The 22,428-nt window shown below is 54.6% G+C and carries 22 protein-coding genes; 10 read left to right on the top strand and 12 right to left on the bottom strand.

Annotated features, from left to right (window positions below; all coding sequences use genetic code 11):
* Positions 1–9: 9 nt before the first annotated feature.
* Positions 10–666, bottom strand: a complete 657-nt coding sequence (locus ABLO27_RS04490; RefSeq protein WP_353030754.1) for a ChrR family anti-sigma-E factor — start codon at positions 664–666, stop codon at positions 10–12.
* A gap of 315 nt (positions 667–981) precedes the next feature.
* Between ABLO27_RS04490 and ABLO27_RS04485 the strand changes: the two genes are divergently transcribed.
* The 6 genes from ABLO27_RS04485 to sseA all read left to right on the top strand — a co-directional run bounded on the left by ABLO27_RS04485 (position 982) and on the right by sseA (position 6,758).
* A complete protein-coding gene (locus ABLO27_RS04485) occupies positions 982–2,016 on the top strand; it encodes a cysteine synthase A (RefSeq protein WP_353030753.1) in 1,035 nt (344 codons plus the stop codon).
* 24 nt (positions 2,017–2,040) lie between these two features.
* The gene (cls, locus tag ABLO27_RS04480; RefSeq protein WP_353030752.1) at positions 2,041–3,555 is read left to right on the top strand and encodes a cardiolipin synthase; all 1,515 of its coding nucleotides are present in this window, start codon (positions 2,041–2,043) and stop codon (positions 3,553–3,555) included.
* Positions 3,556–3,659: 104 nt separating this feature from the next.
* Positions 3,660–4,556: an NAD(P)/FAD-dependent oxidoreductase gene (locus tag ABLO27_RS04475; protein WP_353030750.1), complete on the top strand. Its 897-nt coding sequence runs from the start codon at positions 3,660–3,662 to the stop codon at positions 4,554–4,556.
* A gap of 124 nt (positions 4,557–4,680) precedes the next feature.
* Entirely contained in the window at positions 4,681–5,397 is a 717-nt protein-coding gene (locus tag ABLO27_RS04470; RefSeq protein ID WP_353030749.1) for an alanyl-tRNA editing protein, read from the top strand.
* Between the two features lie 38 nt (positions 5,398–5,435).
* The gene (locus ABLO27_RS04465) at positions 5,436–5,909 is read left to right on the top strand and encodes a GFA family protein (RefSeq protein WP_353030748.1); all 474 of its coding nucleotides are present in this window, start codon (positions 5,436–5,438) and stop codon (positions 5,907–5,909) included.
* Positions 5,910–5,918: 9 nt separating this feature from the next.
* Positions 5,919–6,758 carry a 3-mercaptopyruvate sulfurtransferase gene (gene sseA / locus ABLO27_RS04460; RefSeq protein ID WP_353030747.1) on the top strand — a complete coding sequence of 280 codons (840 nt, stop codon included), beginning with the start codon at positions 5,919–5,921 and terminating at the stop codon, positions 6,756–6,758.
* A gap of 60 nt (positions 6,759–6,818) precedes the next feature.
* On the opposite strand, the gene ABLO27_RS04455 is transcribed toward sseA, so the two are convergent.
* Positions 6,819–7,610, bottom strand: coding sequence for an HD domain-containing protein (locus tag ABLO27_RS04455; protein WP_353030746.1), 792 nt, complete (start codon positions 7,608–7,610; stop codon positions 6,819–6,821).
* A gap of 91 nt (positions 7,611–7,701) precedes the next feature.
* Here ABLO27_RS04455 and ABLO27_RS04450 point away from each other — a divergent pair, with 91 nt between their 5' ends.
* Positions 7,702–8,325, top strand: a complete 624-nt coding sequence (locus tag ABLO27_RS04450; protein WP_353030745.1) for a TetR/AcrR family transcriptional regulator — start codon at positions 7,702–7,704, stop codon at positions 8,323–8,325.
* Position 8,326: 1 nt separating this feature from the next.
* Here ABLO27_RS04450 and ABLO27_RS04445 read toward each other — a convergent pair whose 3' ends face one another.
* From ABLO27_RS04445 to ABLO27_RS04425, 5 genes are all read right to left on the bottom strand, one after another.
* A complete protein-coding gene (locus ABLO27_RS04445) occupies positions 8,327–9,031 on the bottom strand; it encodes a TIGR02117 family protein (protein ID WP_353030744.1) in 705 nt (234 codons plus the stop codon).
* Between the two features lie 21 nt (positions 9,032–9,052).
* Complete coding sequence (locus tag ABLO27_RS04440; RefSeq protein ID WP_352944155.1) at positions 9,053–9,856, bottom strand: amino acid ABC transporter ATP-binding protein; 804 nt, start codon at positions 9,854–9,856, stop codon at positions 9,053–9,055.
* Between the two features lie 72 nt (positions 9,857–9,928).
* Positions 9,929–11,083 (bottom strand): amino acid ABC transporter permease, encoded by a 1,155-nt coding sequence (locus ABLO27_RS04435; protein ID WP_417714738.1) that lies wholly within the window; start codon positions 11,081–11,083, stop codon positions 9,929–9,931.
* Between the two features lie 10 nt (positions 11,084–11,093).
* Positions 11,094–12,302: an amino acid ABC transporter permease gene (locus ABLO27_RS04430; protein ID WP_417714750.1), complete on the bottom strand. Its 1,209-nt coding sequence runs from the start codon at positions 12,300–12,302 to the stop codon at positions 11,094–11,096.
* Between the two features lie 238 nt (positions 12,303–12,540).
* Positions 12,541–13,557 carry an amino acid ABC transporter substrate-binding protein gene (locus ABLO27_RS04425; protein ID WP_353030741.1) on the bottom strand — a complete coding sequence of 339 codons (1,017 nt, stop codon included), beginning with the start codon at positions 13,555–13,557 and terminating at the stop codon, positions 12,541–12,543.
* A 465-nt stretch (positions 13,558–14,022) separates the two neighbouring features.
* Between ABLO27_RS04425 and metC the strand changes: the two genes are divergently transcribed.
* Complete coding sequence (gene metC / locus ABLO27_RS04420) at positions 14,023–15,201, top strand: cystathionine beta-lyase (RefSeq protein ID WP_353030739.1); 1,179 nt, start codon at positions 14,023–14,025, stop codon at positions 15,199–15,201.
* Between the two features lie 165 nt (positions 15,202–15,366).
* Here the strand turns inward: metC and ABLO27_RS04415 are convergent, their stop codons facing one another.
* From ABLO27_RS04415 to ABLO27_RS04400, 4 genes are read right to left on the bottom strand one after another with little or no spacing between them, the layout of a single operon-like run.
* Positions 15,367–15,681 (bottom strand): lipid-A-disaccharide synthase N-terminal domain-containing protein, encoded by a 315-nt coding sequence (locus ABLO27_RS04415; protein WP_352944163.1) that lies wholly within the window; start codon positions 15,679–15,681, stop codon positions 15,367–15,369.
* A 58-nt stretch (positions 15,682–15,739) separates the two neighbouring features.
* A complete protein-coding gene (locus ABLO27_RS04410; protein WP_353030738.1) occupies positions 15,740–16,501 on the bottom strand; it encodes a glycosyltransferase family 2 protein in 762 nt (253 codons plus the stop codon).
* Complete coding sequence (locus ABLO27_RS04405) at positions 16,498–17,409, bottom strand: phosphatase PAP2 family protein (protein ID WP_353030737.1); 912 nt, start codon at positions 17,407–17,409, stop codon at positions 16,498–16,500. Before ABLO27_RS04405 ends, ABLO27_RS04410 begins: the two co-directional genes overlap by 4 nt.
* The gene (locus ABLO27_RS04400; protein ID WP_353030736.1) at positions 17,393–19,240 is read right to left on the bottom strand and encodes an ArnT family glycosyltransferase; all 1,848 of its coding nucleotides are present in this window, start codon (positions 19,238–19,240) and stop codon (positions 17,393–17,395) included. Before ABLO27_RS04400 ends, ABLO27_RS04405 begins: the two co-directional genes overlap by 17 nt.
* Positions 19,241–19,418: 178 nt before the next feature.
* On the opposite strand from ABLO27_RS04400, the gene ABLO27_RS04395 reads away from it, so the two are divergent.
* The gene (locus ABLO27_RS04395; RefSeq protein ID WP_353030735.1) at positions 19,419–20,255 is read left to right on the top strand and encodes a phosphodiesterase; all 837 of its coding nucleotides are present in this window, start codon (positions 19,419–19,421) and stop codon (positions 20,253–20,255) included.
* Positions 20,255–20,803, top strand: coding sequence for a CAP domain-containing protein (locus ABLO27_RS04390; RefSeq protein ID WP_353030734.1), 549 nt, complete (start codon positions 20,255–20,257; stop codon positions 20,801–20,803). The genes ABLO27_RS04395 and ABLO27_RS04390 overlap by 1 nt, the downstream gene beginning before the upstream one ends.
* 170 nt (positions 20,804–20,973) lie before the next feature.
* Here the strand turns inward: ABLO27_RS04390 and ABLO27_RS04385 are convergent, their stop codons facing one another.
* On the bottom strand, positions 20,974–22,383 hold the full coding sequence (locus ABLO27_RS04385; RefSeq protein ID WP_353030733.1) for a YcaO-like family protein: 1,410 nt from the start codon (positions 22,381–22,383) through the stop codon (positions 20,974–20,976).
* Between the last annotated feature and the right edge of the window lie 45 nt (positions 22,384–22,428).

Here is a 22,428-nt window from a genome sequence, read left to right as displayed (position 1 = left end):
GATTTGTGATTATCTGATAAAAGGTGCGAACCAGCGGCCAACCGGTCCGGTCAACTGCAGACGTCCGGCTGTAACTGCAAAACAGATGCAGTCTTCGCCATCATCAGCAATAGGTTTGTGGTCCACTTCACCATCGGCGTAGGCAACATCACCGACAACAAAGTGACCATCCTCGTCCCGGAAGCCGCCTTTGAGAACCAGCGTCAATTCGGTTCCATGGTGAGTATGCGACGGCATTGCACGTCCAGCCCTCACCCACAGCAAGCTGCTTGCGCACCCGTCGATTTCACCGAACTTGCATTCCTTGACACCTGGAAGAAGGGTCTTCCATGGCAGTTCGTCCAGAGAAGACCCGACAATTGAACGCAGCGATTCAGGTACTTCCCCCTGCCCCGTGCCAGCATTCGATGCGGCAGAGTCCACCTCGCTTAGAATGGGAGCATCGGAATTGAAGATTTCTGAAAGCGCAGCGTCGCGATCGGACAGTGCAACAGGCTCAATTTCATTGAGACCCGCACCAGCCATCGCTTCCAAAGATGAGACATAGCCCCGGTTCTGGTCACTCAGTTCCAGATGTGCTCCGACAAGCGCTTGTGCCGGAAAGGACAATGTCCCGGCCGCATATCCAGCCAGTAACTCATCCATGCCAGTCACGTTCTTTTCCATTACCGCTCTCATTAATCTCCGGGCGTTCAAGTTGCTCTAACGCCGATACGTTAAACAGCTTCCTGTAGATCAACACTTACACCAAAAATATTGTTTTTTAAATTTTGGTCTAGGTCTTCTGCAGAACAACTCAGCCACGACTTTCAATCAACGGACGGGAAAACGGTCCGTCCAGGTGCTCAGAAGCTGGTATTCCGACGCTGATGCCTTACATTGCAAGCTTGATCCCATTGTACTGGACCATTAGCGTCCAGAACTCATCAGATTTCATCCGGCCTTCCAAGGAAACGGGCCGGATCAGCCAGGAATGATTACATGTCTGTGTCCGCTTCCGTTGTCGACGCAATCGGCAACACGCCCCTGATCCGATTGAAAGCCCTGTCAGAAGAAACGGGCTGCGAGATTCTTGGCAAAGCCGAATTCATGAATCCCGGACAATCCGTCAAGGACCGCCCTGCCAGGCAGATGATCCTCGAAGCAGAGGCAAGAGGCGACCTGAGACCCGGTGGCGTCATTGTGGAAGGCACTGCCGGAAACACCGGAATCGGTCTTGCACTTGTTGCCAGCGCACGCGGGTACCGGACAGTGATCGTCATTCCCGAGACCCAGACCCAGGAAAAGAAAGACATGCTGCGTCTTTGCGGCGCAGAACTGATCGAAGTTCCCGCAAAGCCGTTCAAGGATCCGAACAACTATCAGCACGTCGCCCGCCGTCTGGCGGAGGAAATGGCCAGGACAGAACCGAATGGTGCCATCTTCGCCGACCAGTGGAACAACCTGGACAACCGCAAGGCTCACTATCTCACCACCGGACCTGAAATATTCGAACAGACTGATGGCAAGGTAGACGGGTTCATCTGTGCGGTTGGCTCCGGCGGCACCCTCGCAGGTGTCTCTACTTTCCTTCAGGAAAACAAGCCCGGCATAGTCATCGGCTGCGCCGATCCGCGCGGTGCGGCGATGCAGTCGCTTTTCACCACCGGAGAAGCCAAAGCGTCTGAAGGCGGGTCAATTTCGGAAGGTATTGGCCTCGGCCGCAGCACTCCGATCGTGCACGATGTAAAGGTCGATCACGCCTGGACAATTTCCGATGAAGAAGCTCTGCCGCTTGTTTTCAATGTCGCGCAGAACGAAGGTCTGCTGCTTGGAGGATCAACCGCTATCAACCTTGCCGGCGCCCGTCGTCTGGCCAAGGAGATGGGTCCTGGCAAGACCATCGTCACAATCCTTTGCGATCACGGTACACGCTCTCAGTCGAAGCTCTACAATCCCGAATTCCTGCGTTCCAAGAACCTGCCGGTTCCGGAGTGGCTGGAGCGGACTGTAACCATCCAGCCCTCTTTCGCCTGATCTGGCTGAAAAGACCGTTTCAACATGGAGCCCGGTGATCCAACGCTAGCCAAAGACGACGCCGCGGCGAAGGCGGTGATCCAGGATGCTGTAACGGATGTTGGCATTCTGGACATCATGGCCAACAATCTCGGTCTGGTCGCAGCGTTTGTTGCGGCCTTGTACATCACGGCGGGAATTTGTGCCGTCAGAGAAGTGATGAATTCGCGCACGTCGCAAGGTTCGGTCGCCTGGCTTCTTTCGCTCTTCTTCCTGCCCTATCTGACGGTGCCGCTTTACTTTGTCTTCGGATGGCGTTCGTTTTCGGACTACGCAAAGATCCAGGCCACTCTTGGGCGTACCGAAAGAGCAAGAAGAGCGGATGAACTTGGACTGACGGACCACGAGGAAACCCGCGAGTGGCCGGTTCTGTCGCGTGTTGCGGGTGTACCGTTTCTTGCGGGCAACGAGGCTGATCTTCTCATTGATGGAGATGCGACATTCAACGCGATCAAGGGTTCGATCGCACGCGCACGCCACGTCATCTTTTTCCAGTTCTTCGCTATTGCCGACGACAAACTCGGACGCGAAATGGCAGACGCGCTGATCGCACGCGCTAAAGAAGGCGTGCGTGTGTGCTTTCTTTACGATGATGTCGGCAGTCATTCGCTGCCTCACCAGTTTCTCGACAGACTTAAACGGGCGGGTGTCGAAGTATGTGGCTTCAACGAGAACCACAAGTTTCTGCGCCTGCTCGGACCTATGCGGCTGAACTATCGCAATCACCGCAAGCTCGTCGTCACGGACTACCGCGAGGCATTTGTTGGCGGTCATAACGTCGCCGACCAATATGTCGGGCGCGACAAGTGGTTTGGACGCTGGCGGGATACCCATGTGAGAGTGGAAGGACCGGCAGCCGTCGCCTGTGCGCTATCCTTCGTCGAAGACTGGCTCTGGGCAAGTGGAGAACGCATTGAACTTCCCCAGGTCAACGAAATACCGATGCCCGGAGACGAGTCCGTTCTGGTGATGCCGACGGGCCCCGCCGACAAGCTGGAAGAATGCGCGATCGCGTTTGTTGAGGCGGCTGCACAGGCAAAGAGACGCTTCTGGATCACAACGCCCTATCTGGTGCCTTCGCTGGACGTCCAGACGGCGCTTTGTTCAGCTGCGATGCGCGGCGTGGACGTGCGCATCATGTTGCCTGAAAAACGAGACCACTGGACAGTCTGGCTTGCCAGTCACGCCTATGAAGACACGCTCGTACAGAGAGGGGTGAAAGTCTACCGCTATACGGATGGCTTCCTGCACCAGAAGGTCACCCTCCTTGATGATGACCTTGTTTCGATCGGGACGGTCAATTTCGACAACCGGTCTTTTCAAATCAATTTCGAGCTCACTCTCTGGTTCACGCACGAGCGCATGATCCGCAACGTAGAGAAAATGCTGGAAACCGATTTTCAGAGCGCAAAGCTCACCTGGCCGGATGCGTTTCAATCGCAAAGCTATCTGTTTCGAGTACTTGCTCAAGGCGCAAGACTGCTGTCTCCGATACTCTGAATTGCATTTTTCTTTGACCGTTTCCTCATACCGGAGTTTTCTGGGTATCCGGGCGCTCTTTTCCGGCGTCGAGCGGAGCGCCGGGCAAACACGGAGAGAAGTCAATGGATACGCAGGTCGTGATAATTGGTGGTGGTCCTTCAGGCCTGGCGGCGGCTTTGACCCTGTCCCGTTCCATGTTCAGAACGACTGTCATCAATACAGTCCAACCACCAAGAAACGAAGCCTCGCCCTTTGTCGCCGCACTGCCTGCAATGGATCGCAAAGTGCCTTCGGAAGTTCGTGCCGAAATGCGCCGGGATGTACTTTCCTACCCCTTTGCCCGTTTTCTGGATGAAGATGTCCTGGATATTCAGCCACAAGATGGTGGCTTCGTTGTTCAACTCGGCAACGGCGGTCAACTGACGGCTCAGGTTGTTTTGCTGGCGACGGGCATGCAGGATACCCTTCCTTCCCTGGAAGGCCTTGAAGAGTGTTGGGGGCGAAGCGTCATCAATTGCCCATTCTGCCACGGCTATGAGTGGAAAGACCGGAAATGGGGTATCTACGCCCATCGCCAGGAAGTCATTGACGCCGCGGAAATCTATCGAAACTGGACATCCGACCTCACCTATTTCCTTGATTCGTCAATCCCAATACCTGAAGAACGCCGTCATGAACTTGCCGACATGGGAATCACGCTAACATCTGGATTGCCGACCAGAGTTTTGACAGAAGACGAAACATTGTCTGGTGTCGAGCTGCCGGATGGAAACCGTTTCGATCTGGATTGCATGTTGATTTTTCCTCATCAGAAACACGTCGAACTGGTTTCCAGGCTTGACGTATCGCTTACTGATACGGGCTACATCGCGATTGACGAGGGATTCAGGACAACCGTCCCCGGGATCTACGCTGCCGGTGACATGACCTATGGCGGTCATCAAAACACACCAACTGCGCTTCATATGGGAAACATGGCTGCGGCCACCATCGTCATGGACGCCTGTTTCCGGTCTTAAGAACCGGTGAGTTCTCCCGAAACCTTCCCGTATTTCAGAGAGAGAACTCCTTCGGGTATTTGTGCAATTGCCAGATGTCTGCCGATCTGCTTTTCATAACTTTCTATTTTGAAAGGAGACACTTATGACCACTCCGTTGTTTCGCGACGACGCTTACCTCCGGACGTGCGAAGCGGAAGTGTTGAGCGTAAACGAACGAGGCGGCATCGTACTCGACAGGACCGTGTTTTACGCAATGGGTGGCGGGCAACCCGGAGACAGTGGTTACCTTGAACTTGAAGACGGGAACAGGATCGAGATTGCAACAACGGTCTACGACACCGACAAAAGCACGATTGTTCATGTTGCAACCGAAGGCCAAGCGCTTCCGGCGCCCGGCACCAACCTGACCGCGCATATTGACTGGGCCCGTCGCTACCGTTTGATGCGAGTGCACACCGCACTGCACCTCCTGTCCGTCGCTCTGCCATTTCCTGTCACCGGAGGTCAGATCGGGGACAGCGAAGGCCGGTTGGATTTCGATATGGGCGATGAAACGGTCGACAAGGAAGCTCTGCTCGAAAAGCTGAATGCGCTTGCGGCAGGAGATCACGCGGTCAATTCGGAGTGGATCACTGACGAAGAGCTCGACGCCAATCCCGGGCTGGTAAAGACCATGTCGGTCAAACCACCAAGAGGCTCCGGCCGGGTCAGGCTGGTTCGTATCGGCGGTGACGTCGACTTGCAGCCTTGCGGTGGAACGCATGTTTCTCAGACCTCTGAGATCGGACCACTTTCTCTCGGAAAAACCGAGAAGAAAGGCAAACAGAACAGGCGCGTGCGCATAAGATTGACTGACTGACAACCAACGCCAAAAGGCGCTTGATGTGGGAGAGCGACATGAAGCTATCTGGAAGTTGTCATTGCCGTGCCATTGAATTCGAAATGGAAAGCAAAACGCCCCACCCCTTCATGCGGTGTTACTGCTCCATCTGCCGAAAGATCGGTGGCAGCGGAGGGTATGCCATAAATCTGATGGCGGATGCTGGCAGCTTAAAGATTCAGGGCGCTGAATCGAAAGAGGCGTACAATGCAGTGATAGATGGCAAAGTCAGCCCGGCGGAACGACATTTCTGCAAGTCCTGCGGCTCACATCTTTGGGTTTGGGATCCACGCTGGCCGGAGTTGATCCATCCTCACGCGGGAGCAATCGATACCGTGTTGCCAAGGCCACCAGAGACCGTCCATATCATGCTTGAATACAAGCCGGACTGGATCGAAGTGCCCAAGGGCCCCGGCCACATTCATTTTTCACGATACCCGGATCTGTCCATTGAAGATTGGCACAAGTCCAAGGGCCTGTATGAAGACTAAGGAGAGGTAATGTCCGATCACCCACTCGTATCCACCCAATGGCTGGCCGACCACCTCTCGTCTCCGGACCTGGTTGTCATAAATGCCTGGATGCCGCCGGTCACACACCCTGATGCCCCTCCGGTTTATCCGCATGCCCATATTCCTGGCGCGGTGTGCTTTGACGTGAATGAAATCTGCGACAAGGACTCCGACTTGCCGCACATGCTGCCGGCACCGCACGTGTTTTCATCGGCGATGCGAAAGCTCGGGATTGGAGACGGCCAGACGCTCGTCGTCTATGACGACTTCGGGTTTTATTCCGCGCCGCGCGTCTGGTGGACCTTGCGCAGCATGGGGGCAGAACGCGTCTTTGTTCTGGATGGTGGATTTCCGAAATGGCGGGCGGAAAACCGGGAAGTTGAAGATCAGGCTCCACGTCGCGTGCAAAGCCATTTTACCTCACGGCTTAACCACGGCGCCGTCGCGGACATCAATCACGTGAGAAACGTCATTTCTTCAGGCTCCAGACAGATCCTTGACGCTAGGTCCGCGGATCGTTTCTCTGGTGATGCACCCGAGCCTCGTGCAGGACTTCGCGCGGGACATATGCCAACAGCGCTGAATCTCCCTTTCACTCACCTGATCAACGAAGGCGGAACCTTCCGCTCCAGAGACGAGTTGAAGGAAATCTATGAGGAAGCTGGTGTCGATCTCGACAAGCCAGTCACCACAACATGCGGTTCTGGGGTGACCGCGGCAATCCTGACTCTCGGATTGACTGTTCTGGGCGCGCGCGATCTCGCGCTTTACGACGGTTCATGGTCTGAATGGGGCGCTAGAGACGACACAGACGTGATCAAAGGCTAATCAATCAGCCGGTCCTCAGCGCATGTGCGGACCGGCTTTTTCTTACAAGTCAACCGGTTGTCAGTCACCCGCCTGCGGCACACCTGTCATCTCGGTTGAAGACTTGCTTCTATCTCCTAGGCGGATAAGAAAATCTCCTCTTGTGCCAGCCAGGTGGTGACCGGGCCATATCTCGAGTTCCTGCCGCAAATCTCCCTTGGGATATTCCTCAAACACTCGGCGCCTCAAAGACTTATCGATCCGCCGTCTTCCCATTCCGAAAACATCGCACATTGCGCCTCGGGACAAGAGATGTGCTACTGCGCCATGAACCCGGTTAGAAACGTAGCCGTTCAAATGCAGACCGATTGCATCTGCGATTTTTCCTACCTTCTGCCTGTCATGCCCCTTCCCGACAAGGTGATGCTTGCACCGTTCTGCACCGTAGACAACGAAACAACAGTCTATGGGCTCCGACGTTCTCCCCCGAGCCAATCCCACATCGTGAAGTATCGCAGCGGAAAAGAGCAACTCTCTGTCAACATCGAGTTTCCGATAACCCGCCAAGAGCATTGCCCAGTAATAGGTCCGCCAGCTGTGGCGCATGAGCTCGACGCCCTGAACATCATCGGCAAAGTCGAATGCGTCGCGCACCAGCGCTGTATCAGGCGGCTGCAAACCTTCAAGCTCAGCTCCATAGGTGTTTATCAGACCCAATCGATCGAGGATTGTGTCCTTTGCTTCAAGTGAGGAAATCCGGGCAAGGTTCATCAATACCTTGGCCTTTTCAGAACGTTTCAACCGACCTTTGCTGAAGGGCCCGGTGCGCCGTCCCCATTTCACCGTCCCCATGGGCGCGTCAACTTCAGACATCACGCAAAAAGCCTCCATTGCAGTTTCCATTTTTTTGTACCGTATCGCATAAAAATAGACAGGTCGATCTTTTTATGCGAGTTGGTAAAAAATGAAAACGGGAACGAAGCGAGGCAGGCCTCGCAAATTTGATGAAGATGAGACCCTCGACCAGATCATGCAGGTGTTCTGGAAAAACGGGTATGCGGCGACAAGTCTGGATCAGATTGCTGAGGCGACCGGGCTAAACAGACCTAGTCTCTATTCGGCCTTTGGCAGCAAGAAAGACATGTATCTGACAATCGTCGACCGGTTTGCCGACCGGATGCACATCTACCTGAGAGAGGCTGGAGGAAATGCCACTGGTGTGAGGCCACGTCTCAAGGCCATTCTTGCAGCTGCAATAGATCTCTATACAGGGCAAACCGAACTGAATGGCGCTCCTTACGGCTGTCTCGCAATCTCAACCTTGCAGGCCGAAGCTGTACAGGATGCCGAATTCCGTGAAGCTCTGGACGCGGTGATTGCTCGTATGGACAAGGGCATCGCCAGTCTTATTCGCCATGAAACCCAGGGCACCATGGCCGAAACGGAGATAAAGGAAGCGGCCCAACACCTCGCCTTGATCCTGCACGGCCTGTCAATCCGTGCCCGAGCAGGTGAGTCTCCGGAGGTCCTGAAAGCTCTGGCAGAAAGCGCCGTCGACAAGATCGTTCCAACTACCAGCGAGAGCTGATCTAGAGGGAATTGTGCAAGTCCAGAGACAGATCGAGTGTGAAGGGCAAAGGTGTCCAGAAACCTGTTTTGAGACCCGCTTGGCGCAACATTCGTGCTGTCCAGGTGTTACAGCCCATCAGCGCATTGAAACCACCTGTGGCCGGAAAGAACATGTCATGCGCGTCATAGGCTGCGCCCGGTATCTCTTGCGGAGGCAATCCGTGTTCGGACTGAAAGCTGCTACGGATCTCCCGAAGCAGAACTGAGAATTGCTGCTCTGTGAGTTCAATCGCTCGGACATCTGGCTGGTACGGTGAGATCGCCCCTGCTCTTCGAACATGCATAACCGATCGGTCCCAGGTTAACGCATCAAGAACCGGTTTTACTTTCAAATCTGCCCAGGTTGGGGTTTCGACGTAAAAAGAGCGACTTCCCCACCCAAACACAATCCAAAAGACGCCGGGGTAATCCAGTTCCAATCCGGCGTCCGAAACAAAGTTCATTGCCTTCAAGACATCGGGATCAGCTGGCAAGGCAATGTCTGTGTGGATGGGGTTTGAAAGCACCAGTATTCGCCGCCTCTCACCTTGCGGCCGACCCTGGTCATCTGCCTTTGCAGAAAATGCAATGGGCCTCGGCACCAATGTACCGAGGCCCATGCCAACTACAACGACCATCGCAATCAAGAAAACTCCGAGAAAAACCTTACGGGTCAACTTGATCACGAATTGGTCCTTCAACCCTGATCAGTGATGCAGGATCTGGCTTAGGAACAGCTTCGTACGCTCATGTTGCGGATTGGTGAAGAACGGCTCCGGTTCGTTCTGCTCAACAATCTGTCCGGCATCCATGAAGATCACGCGGTTCGCAACCTTGCGCGCAAAACCCATTTCGTGGGTCACACAAAGCATGGTCATGCCTTCTTCAGCAAGACCGACCATAACGTCGAGAACTTCCTTGATCATTTCCGGGTCGAGCGCCGAAGTCGGCTCATCGAACAACATGATCTTCGGGTTCATACAAAGCGAACGGGCGATAGCCACACGCTGCTGCTGACCGCCGGAAAGCTGTCCGGGATATTTCAAAGCCTGCTCCGGGATCTTGACGCGCTCAAGATAGTGCATCGCAATCTCTTCAGCTTCCTTCTTCGGCATCTTGCGCACCCAGATCGGAGCCAGCGTGCAGTTTTCCAGGATGGTCAGATGTGGAAACAGGTTGAAGTGCTGAAAGCACATACCGACTTCGCGACGAATTTCGTCGATCTTCTTCAGATCGTTGGTCAGCTCAATCCCGTCGACCATAATCTGGCCGGCCTGGTGCTCTTCCAAACGATTGATGCAGCGGATCATGGTGGACTTGCCTGAACCGGAAGGTCCACAAATGACAATACGCTCTCCGCGCATAACCTTCAGATTGATATCGCGCAGCACGTGGAAATCGCCGTACCACTTGTTCATGGTCTTGATTTCGATCGCGACATCGGTGTCGGAGATCTTCATCTTCGAACGATCGGCGGCAAGCTCTTCCGCGTTTACAGCATTCTCAGTCATGAGTTTATTTACTCCAGAAATTCTGTTGTCCGGGGCGCTGCGATAATACCCGCGCGCCCCGGGGGTATGTCCCTAGCGTTTGTGTCCCGTATGCAGCCGTTTCTCCATGAAGATGGAGTACCGTGACATGCCGAAGCAGAAGACGAAGAACACGATGGCGGCAAACAGATAGCCTGTGTGTCCTTGGCTTGGCGTCGACCACGTCGGATCCGTGAACGAGGATTGAATCTGACCGAGAAGGTCGAACATGCCGACGATCAGGACCAGTGTCGTATCCTTGAAGAGACCGATAAAGGTATTGACGATGCCAGGGATCACGAGCTTGAGCGCCTGGGGCAGGATGATGAGGTACATCATCGGCCAGAACCTTAGGCCCAGAGCCATTGCACCTTCATATTGCCCTTTGGGAATTGCCTGCAGGCCACCGCGCACCACTTCCGCCATATATGCAGCGGAGAACAGCGTCACACCGATGAGGACACGCAGAAGCTTGTCGAAGGTGACGCCTTCTGGAAGGAAGAGCGGCAGCATCACGGAAGACATGAACAAAACCGTGATCAGCGGAACACCGCGCCAGAATTCGATGAAGATAATCGAAACCAGCTTGATGATCGGCATTTGCGAACGGCGTCCAAGTGCCAGGGCGACACCGAGTGGCAGCGAGGCAACAATACCGGTGACGGCAATGACCAACGTGACCAGCAGACCGCCCCAAACAGCCGTTTCAACGATCGGGAGAATAACCGTACCGCCGATGACCAGGCCGGTCAGCAGGAAGTAGGCAACGATCGGGAAAACGATCAGGAACAAAATTGCGTTTGTTCTCTTGTAAGGAGCGCTCGGCATAGCAAGCGGCACCAGCAGAAGTGCAAACAGCGCATAGACGATGTTTACCCGCCAGATCTCATCGGTCGGGTAGCGTCCGTAAATGAACTGCGGGAAATATGCCTCGACATAAGCCCAGCAAGCCCCACTGTGGCCACCGTCCTGCGGAAGGCACGCCTCACGATTATCACCCGTCCAGACCGCATCAACAAATGCGAACTGGATGAAAGGAGCAATGATCGAATAAGCGATCAGGATACCGATGAAGGTAAGAACGGTGTTGGGGATGGATGAGAACAGGTTCTGCCGCATCCAGCCGATGACACCGGTGGTCGAGACCGGCGCCGGCAGAAGCGGCGCCTCCTCGGTTCGTATTTTGAACGTGTTGTTATTCGTCGACATGTTGCGCTCCTTACCGTTCCACGAGCGCCATGCGCTGGTTGTACCAGTTCATGAATGCCGAAGTGATCAAACTGAGCGACAGATAGACTGCCATCCAGATAGCAATGATTTCGATGGCCTGACCGGTCTGGTTGAGAACGGTCCCGCCAACGGAAACCAGATCCGGGAAGGCAATCGCAACAGCAAGCGACGAATTTTTGGTCAGGTTCAGATACTGACTGGTCAGCGGCGGAATGATCACGCGCATTGCCTGCGGAATGATCACCAGACGCAAAGTCGGTCCCTGACGCAGACCGAGAGCATGCGCAGCCTCGGTCTGGCCGTGGCTGACCGCCTGAATACCAGCACGCACGATTTCAGCAATGAACGCGGCCGTGTAAATCGACAACGCCAGTGTCAAAGCCAGGAACTCCGGAATCAGATTGAAACCGACATTCAGCTCAAACCCGCGCCGCAGAATCGGGCCGGTCTCAACAAAGTTCGGGTGTTCCAGATACATCGGCATGCCGGTCACGAAGTACGTGATCACCGGGAGTCCAATGATGAGGCCAAGGGCCGTCCAGAACATCGGGAACTGCTGACCGGTCGCGTCCTGACGCTTGTGCGCCCATCGGTTGACCAGATAGGTCAGAACAATGCCAAGGATCAGTGCAAAACCGATGAACTCGGCGCCCGGTTCCCAGATTGGTTTAGGCCCGCGCAACCCTGCGATGTTGAGATGGAAATTGTCGAAGAAGAACGACCATTTATCCCGTTTCCCCGGAACAGCGCGGAGCACCGCGAAGTACCAGAAGAAAATCTGCAGAAGCAGCGGCACGTTGCGGATCAGCTCAACGTAACAATAGGCCAGTCTGCTGATCACCCAGTTGTTGGAAAGCCGCGCGATACCGACAACGAACCCGATGATGGTTGCCAGGAAAATGCCGACAACTGCCACCAGAACCGTGTTGAGAAAGCCGACAAAAATCGCTTGGCCATAGCTCGAAGTTTCCGAATATGGCGCAAGCGACTGAATGATGCCGAAACCGGCAGTGTTTTCTAGAAAGGACCAACCGGAAGCAATGTTTTGCCGTTCCAGGTTGGCGATCGTGTTCGTAACGATAAAGTACCCAAAGGAGACCAGCGCCCCGATCAATACGAGCTGATAGAACAGCCCGCGAACTTTGGGATCATTCACCAGCGAAGCACGCGCCGGCGCCCCCGCCGAATCCTGCTCCATTACTGACATAGAACCTCGCCCAGGTTTTTTACGGAAAGAGCCCGGCCCGAAGCCTCTCCTCTTTCGCGTCCTTGACTGCTTCTGCTGCACGCTTTCGCGCGCTCCCCTATCGGCATTTGAAGCAGTTGTTCCCCCCACGCCTATATCGGTATTTTCCGATTTTTCATGCGTGGAATTTATTGAGGGTTCCGGCAGTGCAAGCCGCCGGAACCCCTTAAATCCTCAAGCTATACGAGGATTAGCGAACCGGCGGAGCGTACAGGAAGCCGCCGTTGTTCCACAGAGCGTTCACGCCACGGGAAATGCCGAGCGGTGTGTCCGGACCTACGTTGGCGTTGAAGGTTTCTTCGTAGTTACCAACGTTCTTGATGATGTTGTAAGCCCAGTCATTGGAGACGCCGATGGCTTCACCAAATGCACCTTCAACACCCAGAAGACGCTTGACGGACGGATTGTCGGAAGACTTCATCTCGTCAACGTTTTCAGAGGTAACGCCGAGTTCTTCAGCGTTGATCATGGCGTTCAGCGTCCAACGAGCGATGTTGAACCACTCATCGTCACCCTGACGGACAACCGGACCAAGCGGCTCTTTGGAAATGATTTCCGGCAGAACCATGTGGTCGCCCGGGTTGGTCAGCTTCAGGCGCTGAGCGTACAGGCCAGAGGCGTCAGTGGTGTAAACGTCACAACGGCCAGCGTCGTATGCAGCAACAACTTCGTCAGCTTTTTCGAAAGCGACGATTTCGTACGGCATGTTGTTGGCACGGAAGTAGTCAGCAACGTTCAGCTCGGTGGTTGTACCGGTGTTGGTGCAAACGGATGCGCCGGACAGTTCCAGAGCAGACGTGACACCGAGGTCCTTGCGAACCATGAAGCCCTGACCGTCGTAGTAGTTCACGCCAGCAAAGTTCAGACCCAGCTGAGTGTCACGAGACATGGTCCAGGTGGTGTTACGAGACAGAACGTCAACTTCGCCGGACTGCAGAGCGGTGAAACGCTCTTTTGCGGACAGCGGAGTGAATTTTACAGCGGACGCATCGCCGAACACTGCTGCTGCCATTGCACGGCAGAGATCAACGTCGAGACCGGTCCAGTTCCCCTGAGCATCCGGATTGGAGAAGCCCGGGAGACCCTGGCTCACGCCACATTGGATGAAGCCCTTTGCTTTGACGTCTTCCAGCGTCGTTGCACCGGCAGCCGTCGCGGCGACTCCCATAGCAGCGCCGAGTACGAGCGGAAGGATTTTATTGGACATGGATATGCAGCCTTTTTTGTTACCCATACTTTATTTTTATGTCGGGATAGACCGGAAGAAATCTTCTTCGCCTCATGTATCGGACGATTGCCAGCCTTGGTGGCTGCTTCCTCCAGATAACCTCAGTCCCACCCAACGACCCCATACGATGGCATTTAACCGTTCGGGTCAAGTACTTGCTGCCCTTATCTTGTCAAAATTCTCTAGTTTGCGGCCGGTTACTACCAAATTTGAGGTCCAATCCGCAAACATGCCCAAATCGAAATCATTCAATGCCTTAAAAGGCTTCAATCCATTTAATCCGGCAAGAAACAGCGTTAACGATAAACTAATTTTTCTCGAGAAATTGAAGCGGAAGAGGCCCGTTCAGATCCTTGTTGCAGGCAAAAAGCGATCAGCTAAAGTGTGCCCAATTTCGGGCCAACCGGCCCTCAACGTTCCTCATACCCACAGCAATGAGCTTCAATGTCCAGTTCAGATAAAAAACTGCCGCTTAAGCCAGATACAAAACTCGCCCATTCGGGCCGGGATTCGCGTGCTTTCCATGGCTTCGTCAACCCGCCTGTTGTTCACGCCTCAACAGTGCTCTATCCCGATATCGAAACGATGGTCACAGGAGGCCAGACGTATTCCTACGCCAGGCGCGGCAATCCCACGACCGATTCCCTGGAAGCTGCAATCTGTGAGATGGAAGGCGCTGCCGGAGCAAAACTTGCCAATTCCGGACTGAATGCAATCGCCCTGGCCATTCTGTCCTGCGTCAAATCCGGTGACCATATTCTGATCGTCGACACAGCGTACGGACCGACAAGGTATTTCGCAGACACCGTATTGCCGAACTATGGCGTTGCAGTCGAATACTACGAGCCCGGCCTCGGTGCCGAGATCAAAAAGCTGTTCAGGCCGGAAACAACTGCCGTCTTTACCGAAGCCCCTGGATCGTTGACATTCGAGATGCAGGATGTGCCGGCTATCGCCGTGGCTGCACACGAAATCGGCGCAACTGTGCTCATGGACAACACTTGGGCAAGCCCACTTTACTGTCAGCCGATCGCCATGGGAGTCGACCTCTCCATTCAAGCCGGGACCAAATACATCGTCGGTCACTCCGATGCGATGCTTGGCACGATTGCGGCAAGCGAAAGAGCCTGGGAGAAGCTTGATGCGATTTGTGGAGCGATGGGCAGCCACGTTGCACCTGACGATGTGTATCTGGGTCTGAGGGGACTACGCACTCTTTCCGTCCGACTTGAAAGACATCAGCGAAACACTTTTGCCATACTTGACTGGTTGAAGGGTCAACCGCAGATCGGAAATCTTCGGTATCCGGCGCTTGAAACCGATCCGGGTCATGAAATCTGGAAACGGGATTTCTCGGGAAGCTGCGGTCTGTTCGGCTTCGATTTCGTCGCTGGCACGACCAAGCAACAGTCCTTCGCATTTCTTGATGCACTGAACCTGTTCGGTCTCGGATATTCCTGGGGTGGTTTCGAGAGCCTTGCGATTCCGGTAAAGCTCAAGGGCATGCGCAGTGCAATGCCGGTTGACGAAAATCTCCAGACGGTTCGGTTGCACATCGGCCTCGAAGACCCGGAAGATCTCATCAAGGATCTGGACCAGGCACTCAAGAAAACGTTTGGCTAGTGCGTTAAACAGCAGCCGGTCAATCCGGCTGCACACGATTTGCGCTCGTAATGACCCGCTAGAGAGCTCTTTCTCTTGCCGGGTCGATCCCCCCACGAAATGCAGATATTCGTCCATTGTGGATGGCAAGGACCAAGAAGCGCGGCCAACTCGCGCGGAACGAACTCAGATCGTCGGGTCCTGACGTTTTTCTTTATGGATCAGCCACAGGTTTCGGAAATAGATGAGCAGCCCCAACCCCTGCCCAGCGATAAAAACAGGGTCCTGGCGTTGAATGGCGTAAATCAGCAACAGCGAGCCACCCGCGATGGAAAAAAACCAGAAGGCAACCGGCACGATTGACCGGCCGACCCGTTCAGAAGCAATCCACTGAATCACGAACCGCATCATGAACATCCCCTGGGCAAAGAACCCCAGGATGATCCAGAAATCGAATTGTTCAATGAAGACGGTGTATAGCCAATTATAGAGAGCTTGCATCGCGCGTGTCCAATTGCTTACTGCGGGCCAGGAGCCCCTTATTCAACTCATGCAATTTTCAGGTCAGCGGCCTTACTGTCGGAATGTTCTTGCGGCGCCGGCGCAACCACCATACCCCGAAGAGATCTAGAACACCGACAAGTGCCCGGTCGAAGATACCGTATTTTGATGTGCCGTGACGACGCTGGCGGTCCTGGACATCAATATGGACAACGCCATACCCTTCGCGGATCACCAGGGCCGGTAAAAAGCGGTGCCAACTGTCAAAGTAAGGCAACTGAAGAAAGACCTCGCGCCGCAACGCCTTGAGGCCACAACCGCTGTCTCTGGTGTTGTCTTTGAGGATCGCGCCACGAAGCTTGTTCGCGAATTTCGATGCATACCGCTTTGCAAGGCTGGCTTTCCGGCCGAGCCGCTGACCAGCTGCAAGTGCCGCGGACGGTCCAGCTGCCTCAAGTGCGTCGAGCAGCTTGGGGATGTAGGCTGGATTGTTTTCTCCATCCCCATCGATCGTCGCGACAACATCGCCTCGTGCGTGCTGAACACCGGTTCGGACCGCACAGCTTTGACCGCAGGAACTCTCGTGACGCACGGGTCTTAACCAGTCATGCGTGGCGGCGTAATCTTGCAGAACGATATCCGTTCCATCGGAAGATCCATCGTCGATCACGATGACTTCGAAACTGCGCCCCTCGAGAGCTGCTTCGATTTCATCGAGCAAAATCGGTAGGTTTTGCGCCTCGTCCTTTGCCGGCACTACAACGGTTACGGCCAGTGCTCCCTTGCTGGCTGCCAAGCCTTCCAGATAACTTTGTGTCATGAGCCTGTCCGTTCCGTTTCTTCCACCACCCGGCTCTCCTGCATCACCTGGTCGGCCCCACGCTGTCCGCGGAGTACCTGCCAGACCGCCCGCATGCACGCTTTTGCCGAGCGCAAATTCATGTTGGGCTCAATTTTTCCGGAGGAAGAAATGTGAAAACCAATGCGCCGGTGCGCCATTGACCTGACCGTGAAGAAGGTAAAGGCCATTCCGAGCAAAGTGCCAGCGATCACATCGCTCGGATAGTGAGCGCCGACCATTACCCGGCTGAACGCCACCCAAAACGCCGCAACGATTATCAGCCAACGGTAGGTTGGAAAAATAAAAGCGAGCGCCGTTGCCAGCGCGGCAACCGTGGTGGAATGACCAGACGGGAAACTTGTGTAGGTGCCATCGAACGCAAGAAAATCGAACCTTACTGGACCGACTTCTTCGTAAAGCTTTGGCCTTGCCCGGCCGAGCGTCCACTTAAAGGCAATGGCCAGAAGCCCTGTTGCCGCAACCGAGTAGAAAATGAAGGCTGCGTAAGTGAAAACTGCACCGATTGCCATGCGCAAGCGGAACGCATAGCGGCCCGCATCAAGCGCGAGCAAAGCAAGACACGTGATGCCAGTGGAAAGAAGTATCCAATCCGCCTTGCCGAAATCCGTGAACGCCCTGAAGGCGGAGCGGTATTCGCCGGGCAGAGACCTCAGCCAGGGATAGGTCGGCACATCGAACGCTACGACAGCGATGCCGACGGTCAGCAGCAGTATAGCCAGAATGTCTTGCGGCCGTTGTCCTGGAGGAAGAGGATCCACATTGTGGGTGGCTCTTTCCTTGCGACCCGCATACAGCATCGCAGCCCGCCGAACATTCCCACGCATTCGCGCAAGGATCCGCCAGACCTTTTTATTGCTGTTCGTCATTGCTGTTTTCTGTACCTGTGACTGATTTGGCGTTCTGATAAAGCGCGATGTCGACATCGTCACCGCCATTGATATTGAGGCCGTCTACCCTCTTTCGAGCCTCCGGCACAAGACCAATCTCCTTTGCCGCGTCCAAAAACGGCTGTTCTTCCCGGCTTTCTATCGCCGCAACCCTGCAAACTCCGGGACTAGAGCTGTCATCTTGCGCAAGAAATTCCGCGGCACCCTTCGGCGAAATTATCCGCGTTTGCGTTCCTTCCAGAAAAATGAAGCTGGGCTCATGAAATCCTGATGTAACAACCTGGCGCATTTCACGATCTTCACATCCCGGAATTTCATCCAGCGCCTGAACCAGCCGAGGGCTGACCCAGATCGGTGTGAGTGCCGGCCCGACAAAGCCCCAAACACCAATCGCAACGCAAATTGCGGTCATGGTGACTGCGGGAAGCGCGTAGAGCGCCGGACCGCGCAGAAGCCTTGCCGCTGCAGCCACGGCAAACACGGCGCCCAAAGCAACAAGAACTGCTCCGGGAGGAGAAGGCCATACGCCGAGAACAAATGGACCGGCAAACGAGGCAGCGGCAACTCCGATGGCAGGCAAGGCGAGCAGAATGGCTGCAATCCAGCGAAGCCAGTTTCTTGTGGTCGTCCCGGCTCCTTCCATCAGCGCTGCAGCGACCGGCAGCGCCAGGGCCGGCAATAGTGGCATCGTGTAGTGTGGCAGCTTCGTTGTGACCAGTTCGAACACAATCCAGCTGGGAACAAACCAGGCAATCGCAAACACGACCAGAGGACTTTTCCGCTCACGCCAGATCAAAGGCAATGCAATCAGGAAAAACGCCGGCAATGGCCAGAACACCCCGAACATCGCTCCGAGATGCGTCAATGGCGGAGCGCCGTGCCCCTCTTGTCCCTGCCCGACCTTGCCAAGAAGGTCCTTGCCAATCGCCTCGGTAAAGAAGGTTCCATCGGTCGCGATCCAGATCGCGACAAACCAGGGCGATACGAGCAACAAGAACCAGACAAATCCGAGAATGGGAGACGCAGCCTTGAACCAGGCCAGCTTTCTCCTCAAAAGCATCAGACCCACCACAGTCAGGCCCACAACCATTGGGCCGACCGGCCCTTTGATGAGAACACTTCCTGCCAGGGCGGTCCAGAAGAGCAGCCCCATGCCCCACATCCGTTCACCCTGGTTCTTGAGCCAGATGCGCGCCAGCGCTCCTTGCGCAATGACGATGGTTGCAAAGAGCACGGCATCCGTTTTTGCCAAACGCGCCTCAACTCCAACAATGATCGCCAGGGCGACAAATCCGCTTACAAGAAGCGCCCCCGCCGGCCCCATGAACGCTCTGGCCATCCAGAAAGTCGCAAGGACGCCGACAACGGAACCGATGACAGACGGTAGTCGATAGACCCAGAGCGGGGCGTCGGCATTCTGCCCCGTCAGTTTCGCGGCGGCAGCCTGCAACCAATAAATGCCCACCGGCTTCTTGTGACGCGCCTGATCCTGAAAACGGATATCGATATAATCATCCGTTTCAAGCATCTGCTTGGTGGCCTGCGTAAACCTGGGCTCATCTCTGTCGAGTGGCGGAACAGTCCATTGTCCGGGCACGAAAAGCACCAGAGAGAGCAACAGAAGCAATAAGGGTGCGGTCAAGTCGTGTCCGAAAATCTTCAACCAGACCGGCTTGCGTATAGCCGGAACAGCGACGCTCTCTTCTGACCGCGCATTGACATTGCCATCTGCTTTCCCAGCAGAAGCTTCAGCCGCCTGCGTGGTCTCTTGCGAAGCGTGAACCGTCTGATCGTCGCACTTGTCTGACATCAACTCTCATATCCGATAGCTGCTGCAGGACTGCCACCTGGCATTCCCGTAAACCTGGATGGTTTCTCTACATGAGCTTTTCAAAAAGGGAAACAAGTGCTTGCCCTCTTCTGCTGCTCGGTTATCGTCCAGACTTCTGAAACTCGCGAATAGACTGCCGTTCCATTCAGGATTTCCAATGACCTTAATTGCTCAAATCACAGATTTGCACCTGCGACCAAGAGGCCTTGCGTGTTATCGGGTTTCCGACACCAACATGTTCGCGGAACGTGCTGTGCGCGCACTGCGCTCCCAAACGCCCAAGCCGGATGCGATCGTCCTTACTGGCGATCTCACAGATCGTAGTGATCCGCGTGAATACGCCGTTGCGAGAGAGCTTCTTTCACAATTGGACATGCCTGTGTTTCTGGTGCCCGGAAACCATGACAGCAGCGAAGGCATGCGCCGGGAAATGAGAGACTTCCCCGGAATAAGTGAAACAACAGCGGGAAAAATCCATTACACGGCCGATATAGGGGAAGTTCAGCTGGTTGCTCTAGACACCCATCTCCTGGGACGTCCTCAAGGCGAGGTTGGAGAAGACCAGCTGCGATGGCTTCAGGACGCCTTGAGTAAAAATACTCGGCCCACCCTGATTGCGCTTCATCACCCACCTGCCCTGTCAGGAATCGTCCACATGGACAATATGGGGCTTCTGGATGCTGACGCCCTGGCAGAGGTCATTGCACCGTATGATCATGTTGAACGTCTGGTCTGCGGGCATCTGCACCGACCGATTATCGCCAGCTTTGCCGGCAAGGTCATGACTTTGGCTCCAAGTACCGGTCACCAGGTGGTCCTGGACCTAACGGAAAACGGGCCCGCCATGTTCAATTTCGAGCCTGCGGCCTATTTCCTCCATTATCATTCCCAAAAGACGGGAGTGGTTACACATATGGCATATGTTGAGAACTTTCCGGGGCCACATCACTTTTTTGCCGATGAAGGTGTCGTCTGGCCTGGAGATGAAACCTGATGAAATGTGTCGCTGACCTGCGATCGCTGCAAACAGCACTGATATTTGCCTTTATTGCATTGGTTTTGACAGCTTGCGGAGCCCTGCCAGGCAATAGTGATCTTGAAGATGCCGTGGTCTTGACCGATCAAAGCGTCGACAAGAGCCAGATGCTGTCGATGATCAATTCGTACCGCAAGCAAAACGGCCTGCCGGCGCTCAAACATGATCCTGAACTTGATGCGGTCTCCCAAAAGATGGCCCGGCACATCGCCGAGCGGGACAGTATGGACACCTGGGCGCACAGCGCATTCGGTTTGTCACAGAGACTGGATAAGGCAGGCTATACAAACTACGCAGGCGCTGAAAATCTTGGTGCCGGATACGCCGATCTGCCAGCTGCTTTCCGGGGTTGGCAGGGATCTTCAGGGCACAACAAAAACCTTCTCAATCCCTATGTGACCCGCGTCGGCATCGCTCGCACCAACCGGAACAACGGGAAATGGCGAAATTTCTGGGTCATGACGCTTTCGCGTCCCTATGCGGACGGACGCCCCGTCGTTCAGTAATTCTCCGAGACGAAAAATGGGCGGGGTCAAGCCCCGCCCCAAGTTTCTTCCAGAGATCGGATGACCCAGTCATCATCCGGACACCCGGCACTCAATAAAGTTGAATGCAAGAGTCATGTTTTTGTAGCGTGAGGCATCCGCTCTGTCAATTTCCCAATTGATATCAAAACCTAAAAGGGAAATGGGCGCGCGCTAAACTCAGCCTCCGTAGCCCGACATTCGCGATGCCCGCGTTCAACCACGCCATCGTAAAGGCGTCTTTTGCCAAAGCGCGGCTCCCAACTGCACAGATCCGGAGAAAGCAGCTTTATGCAGGGAATTTCGAGATCCGGCCGTGTCACATCAAATTCCCAGATTTCGATATTTTGCTTCAGACAACTCCGCAGAAGTTTCTCGTAATCAAAACGGTCACCGAAGGAGCCCTCTTCTGCCGTCGGCGCTGATTTGAGGGGCAGATCTTCCAGTATCGATCTGTTGCGCGCATAAGCTAGGTGCCTGGGAAGCTTTGACGGGCTGGTACTACGGTCACTTCCTTCTGCATAGGCCCGGTTCATCAAATACAGTGCGTTTTCAGACTGGAGCATTTCCTGAATTGCGGACTGGCAAGCCGACTCAATGTCCCACGCCGCAGCCGACCCAAAAGCAGCCATTCTCCCACCTTGCTCGAATGAAACTGCCATGACGACATGCACATCAAAATCTGATGCCACCGAAAAAAGCGCCCATTCCCGTTTCTGCGACGTCAGAAATTCGTCCAATTCGGCAGACAAAAAATTGTCTGAAGTAACCCATGGTAGAGTTTTTATCCCCAGGCGGTTGTACCACGCTTGAGCCACTGCATCCCGTTCAACCAGCTCCAGCAATGCCCGTTCCCTGGCGCCCTGTCGGTCATGCCAAACTGCGCACCCAACACTCGACGCAAAAGAGAGACTGTGACCGGTTTCCCGTTCCAGTTCCTGGAACAAAACCCCGATACTTGGAAACTGCGCCTCATTGCCATTCTCCAAGGATCGCACTTTTATGCGCTTGTTTGAAACACTTTCCCAATTTGGTCCATTGTCCGTCCGCAACGCACCGCTCAGTTCGAGCTGACGCATTGCAGCATCACCTTGTTTCCGGCTAAGCCCCAGCACACGCTGCATTTCTACCTCAGGTAGTGCCTCCTCCCTCAAAAACACACGAGGATCAGTGTCAGCCAAAGTCCAAAGACTTATACGCTCGGCAAGTTCACCCAAACAACCAAGAGCTGCATAAGAAGCTGTCTCTGATTGCCCGCCGGCCGGGATGTTTATCTGATCACCCCTACTGAAGTCAGATGCTTGAGAGGAAAGCTTTAAAAGTCCGGTGCAGAAATGGATCGGGCTGCCATCGCGCACTTGAGGAACGAGTCTGAAATCGAACGAACTCAAGAGCGGCAGAAAGAGCAACAAATCTGCTGTCGCCGACTTCATTACAGCACGCGAGTTTTTCCGTTCAGCGGTCACCAAACCGACGCGCTGCAAATCGTCCACCATCCGGGTTGGCAACAGCACCTCTTCAGTTCCGACTTCGACGGAACACATTTCCTCATCAGCTCTCATGAATTTCCCACCCAAGTATCATCGAAATACTTAGACACACCCAAC

The sequence above is a fragment of the Roseibium sp. SCP15 genome, from assembly GCF_040329435.1.
GTDB lineage: Bacteria > Pseudomonadota > Alphaproteobacteria > Rhizobiales > Stappiaceae > Roseibium.
This window is presented reverse-complemented; position numbering and strand designations above follow the sequence as displayed.

Bases quoted from the DNA above. Each gene is read 5' to 3' on its own strand.
- ABLO27_RS04425 (WP_353030741.1), bottom strand. From the start codon at position 13,557: ATGTCCAATAAAATCCTTCCGCTCGTACTCGGCGCTGCTATGGGAGTC.
- ABLO27_RS04455 (WP_353030746.1), bottom strand. From the start codon at position 7,610: ATGTCTGAAGTTGACGCGCCCATGGGGACGGTGAAATGGGGACGGCGC.
- ABLO27_RS04490 (WP_353030754.1), bottom strand. From the start codon at position 666: ATGGAAAAGAACGTGACTGGCATGGATGAGTTACTGGCTGGATATGCG.
- ABLO27_RS04485 (WP_353030753.1), top strand. From the start codon at position 982: ATGTCTGTGTCCGCTTCCGTTGTCGACGCAATCGGCAACACGCCCCTG.
- sseA (WP_353030747.1), top strand. From the start codon at position 5,919: ATGTCCGATCACCCACTCGTATCCACCCAATGGCTGGCCGACCACCTC.
- ABLO27_RS04475 (WP_353030750.1), top strand. From the start codon at position 3,660: ATGGATACGCAGGTCGTGATAATTGGTGGTGGTCCTTCAGGCCTGGCG.
- ABLO27_RS04390 (WP_353030734.1), top strand. From the start codon at position 20,255: ATGAAATGTGTCGCTGACCTGCGATCGCTGCAAACAGCACTGATATTT.
- ABLO27_RS04400 (WP_353030736.1), bottom strand. From the start codon at position 19,240: ATGTCAGACAAGTGCGACGATCAGACGGTTCACGCTTCGCAAGAGACC.
- ABLO27_RS04440 (WP_352944155.1), bottom strand. From the start codon at position 9,856: ATGACTGAGAATGCTGTAAACGCGGAAGAGCTTGCCGCCGATCGTTCG.
- ABLO27_RS04465 (WP_353030748.1), top strand. From the start codon at position 5,436: ATGAAGCTATCTGGAAGTTGTCATTGCCGTGCCATTGAATTCGAAATG.
- ABLO27_RS04405 (WP_353030737.1), bottom strand. From the start codon at position 17,409: ATGACGAACAGCAATAAAAAGGTCTGGCGGATCCTTGCGCGAATGCGT.
- ABLO27_RS04415 (WP_352944163.1), bottom strand. From the start codon at position 15,681: ATGCAAGCTCTCTATAATTGGCTATACACCGTCTTCATTGAACAATTC.
- ABLO27_RS04430 (WP_417714750.1), bottom strand. From the start codon at position 12,302: ATGGAGCAGGATTCGGCGGGGGCGCCGGCGCGTGCTTCGCTGGTGAAT.
- metC (WP_353030739.1), top strand. From the start codon at position 14,023: ATGTCCAGTTCAGATAAAAAACTGCCGCTTAAGCCAGATACAAAACTC.
- ABLO27_RS04385 (WP_353030733.1), bottom strand. From the start codon at position 22,383: ATGAGAGCTGATGAGGAAATGTGTTCCGTCGAAGTCGGAACTGAAGAG.
- ABLO27_RS04435 (WP_417714738.1), bottom strand. From the start codon at position 11,083: ATGTCGACGAATAACAACACGTTCAAAATACGAACCGAGGAGGCGCCG.
- ABLO27_RS04410 (WP_353030738.1), bottom strand. From the start codon at position 16,501: ATGACACAAAGTTATCTGGAAGGCTTGGCAGCCAGCAAGGGAGCACTG.
- ABLO27_RS04450 (WP_353030745.1), top strand. From the start codon at position 7,702: ATGAAAACGGGAACGAAGCGAGGCAGGCCTCGCAAATTTGATGAAGAT.
- ABLO27_RS04470 (WP_353030749.1), top strand. From the start codon at position 4,681: ATGACCACTCCGTTGTTTCGCGACGACGCTTACCTCCGGACGTGCGAA.
- ABLO27_RS04395 (WP_353030735.1), top strand. From the start codon at position 19,419: ATGACCTTAATTGCTCAAATCACAGATTTGCACCTGCGACCAAGAGGC.
- cls (WP_353030752.1), top strand. From the start codon at position 2,041: ATGGAGCCCGGTGATCCAACGCTAGCCAAAGACGACGCCGCGGCGAAG.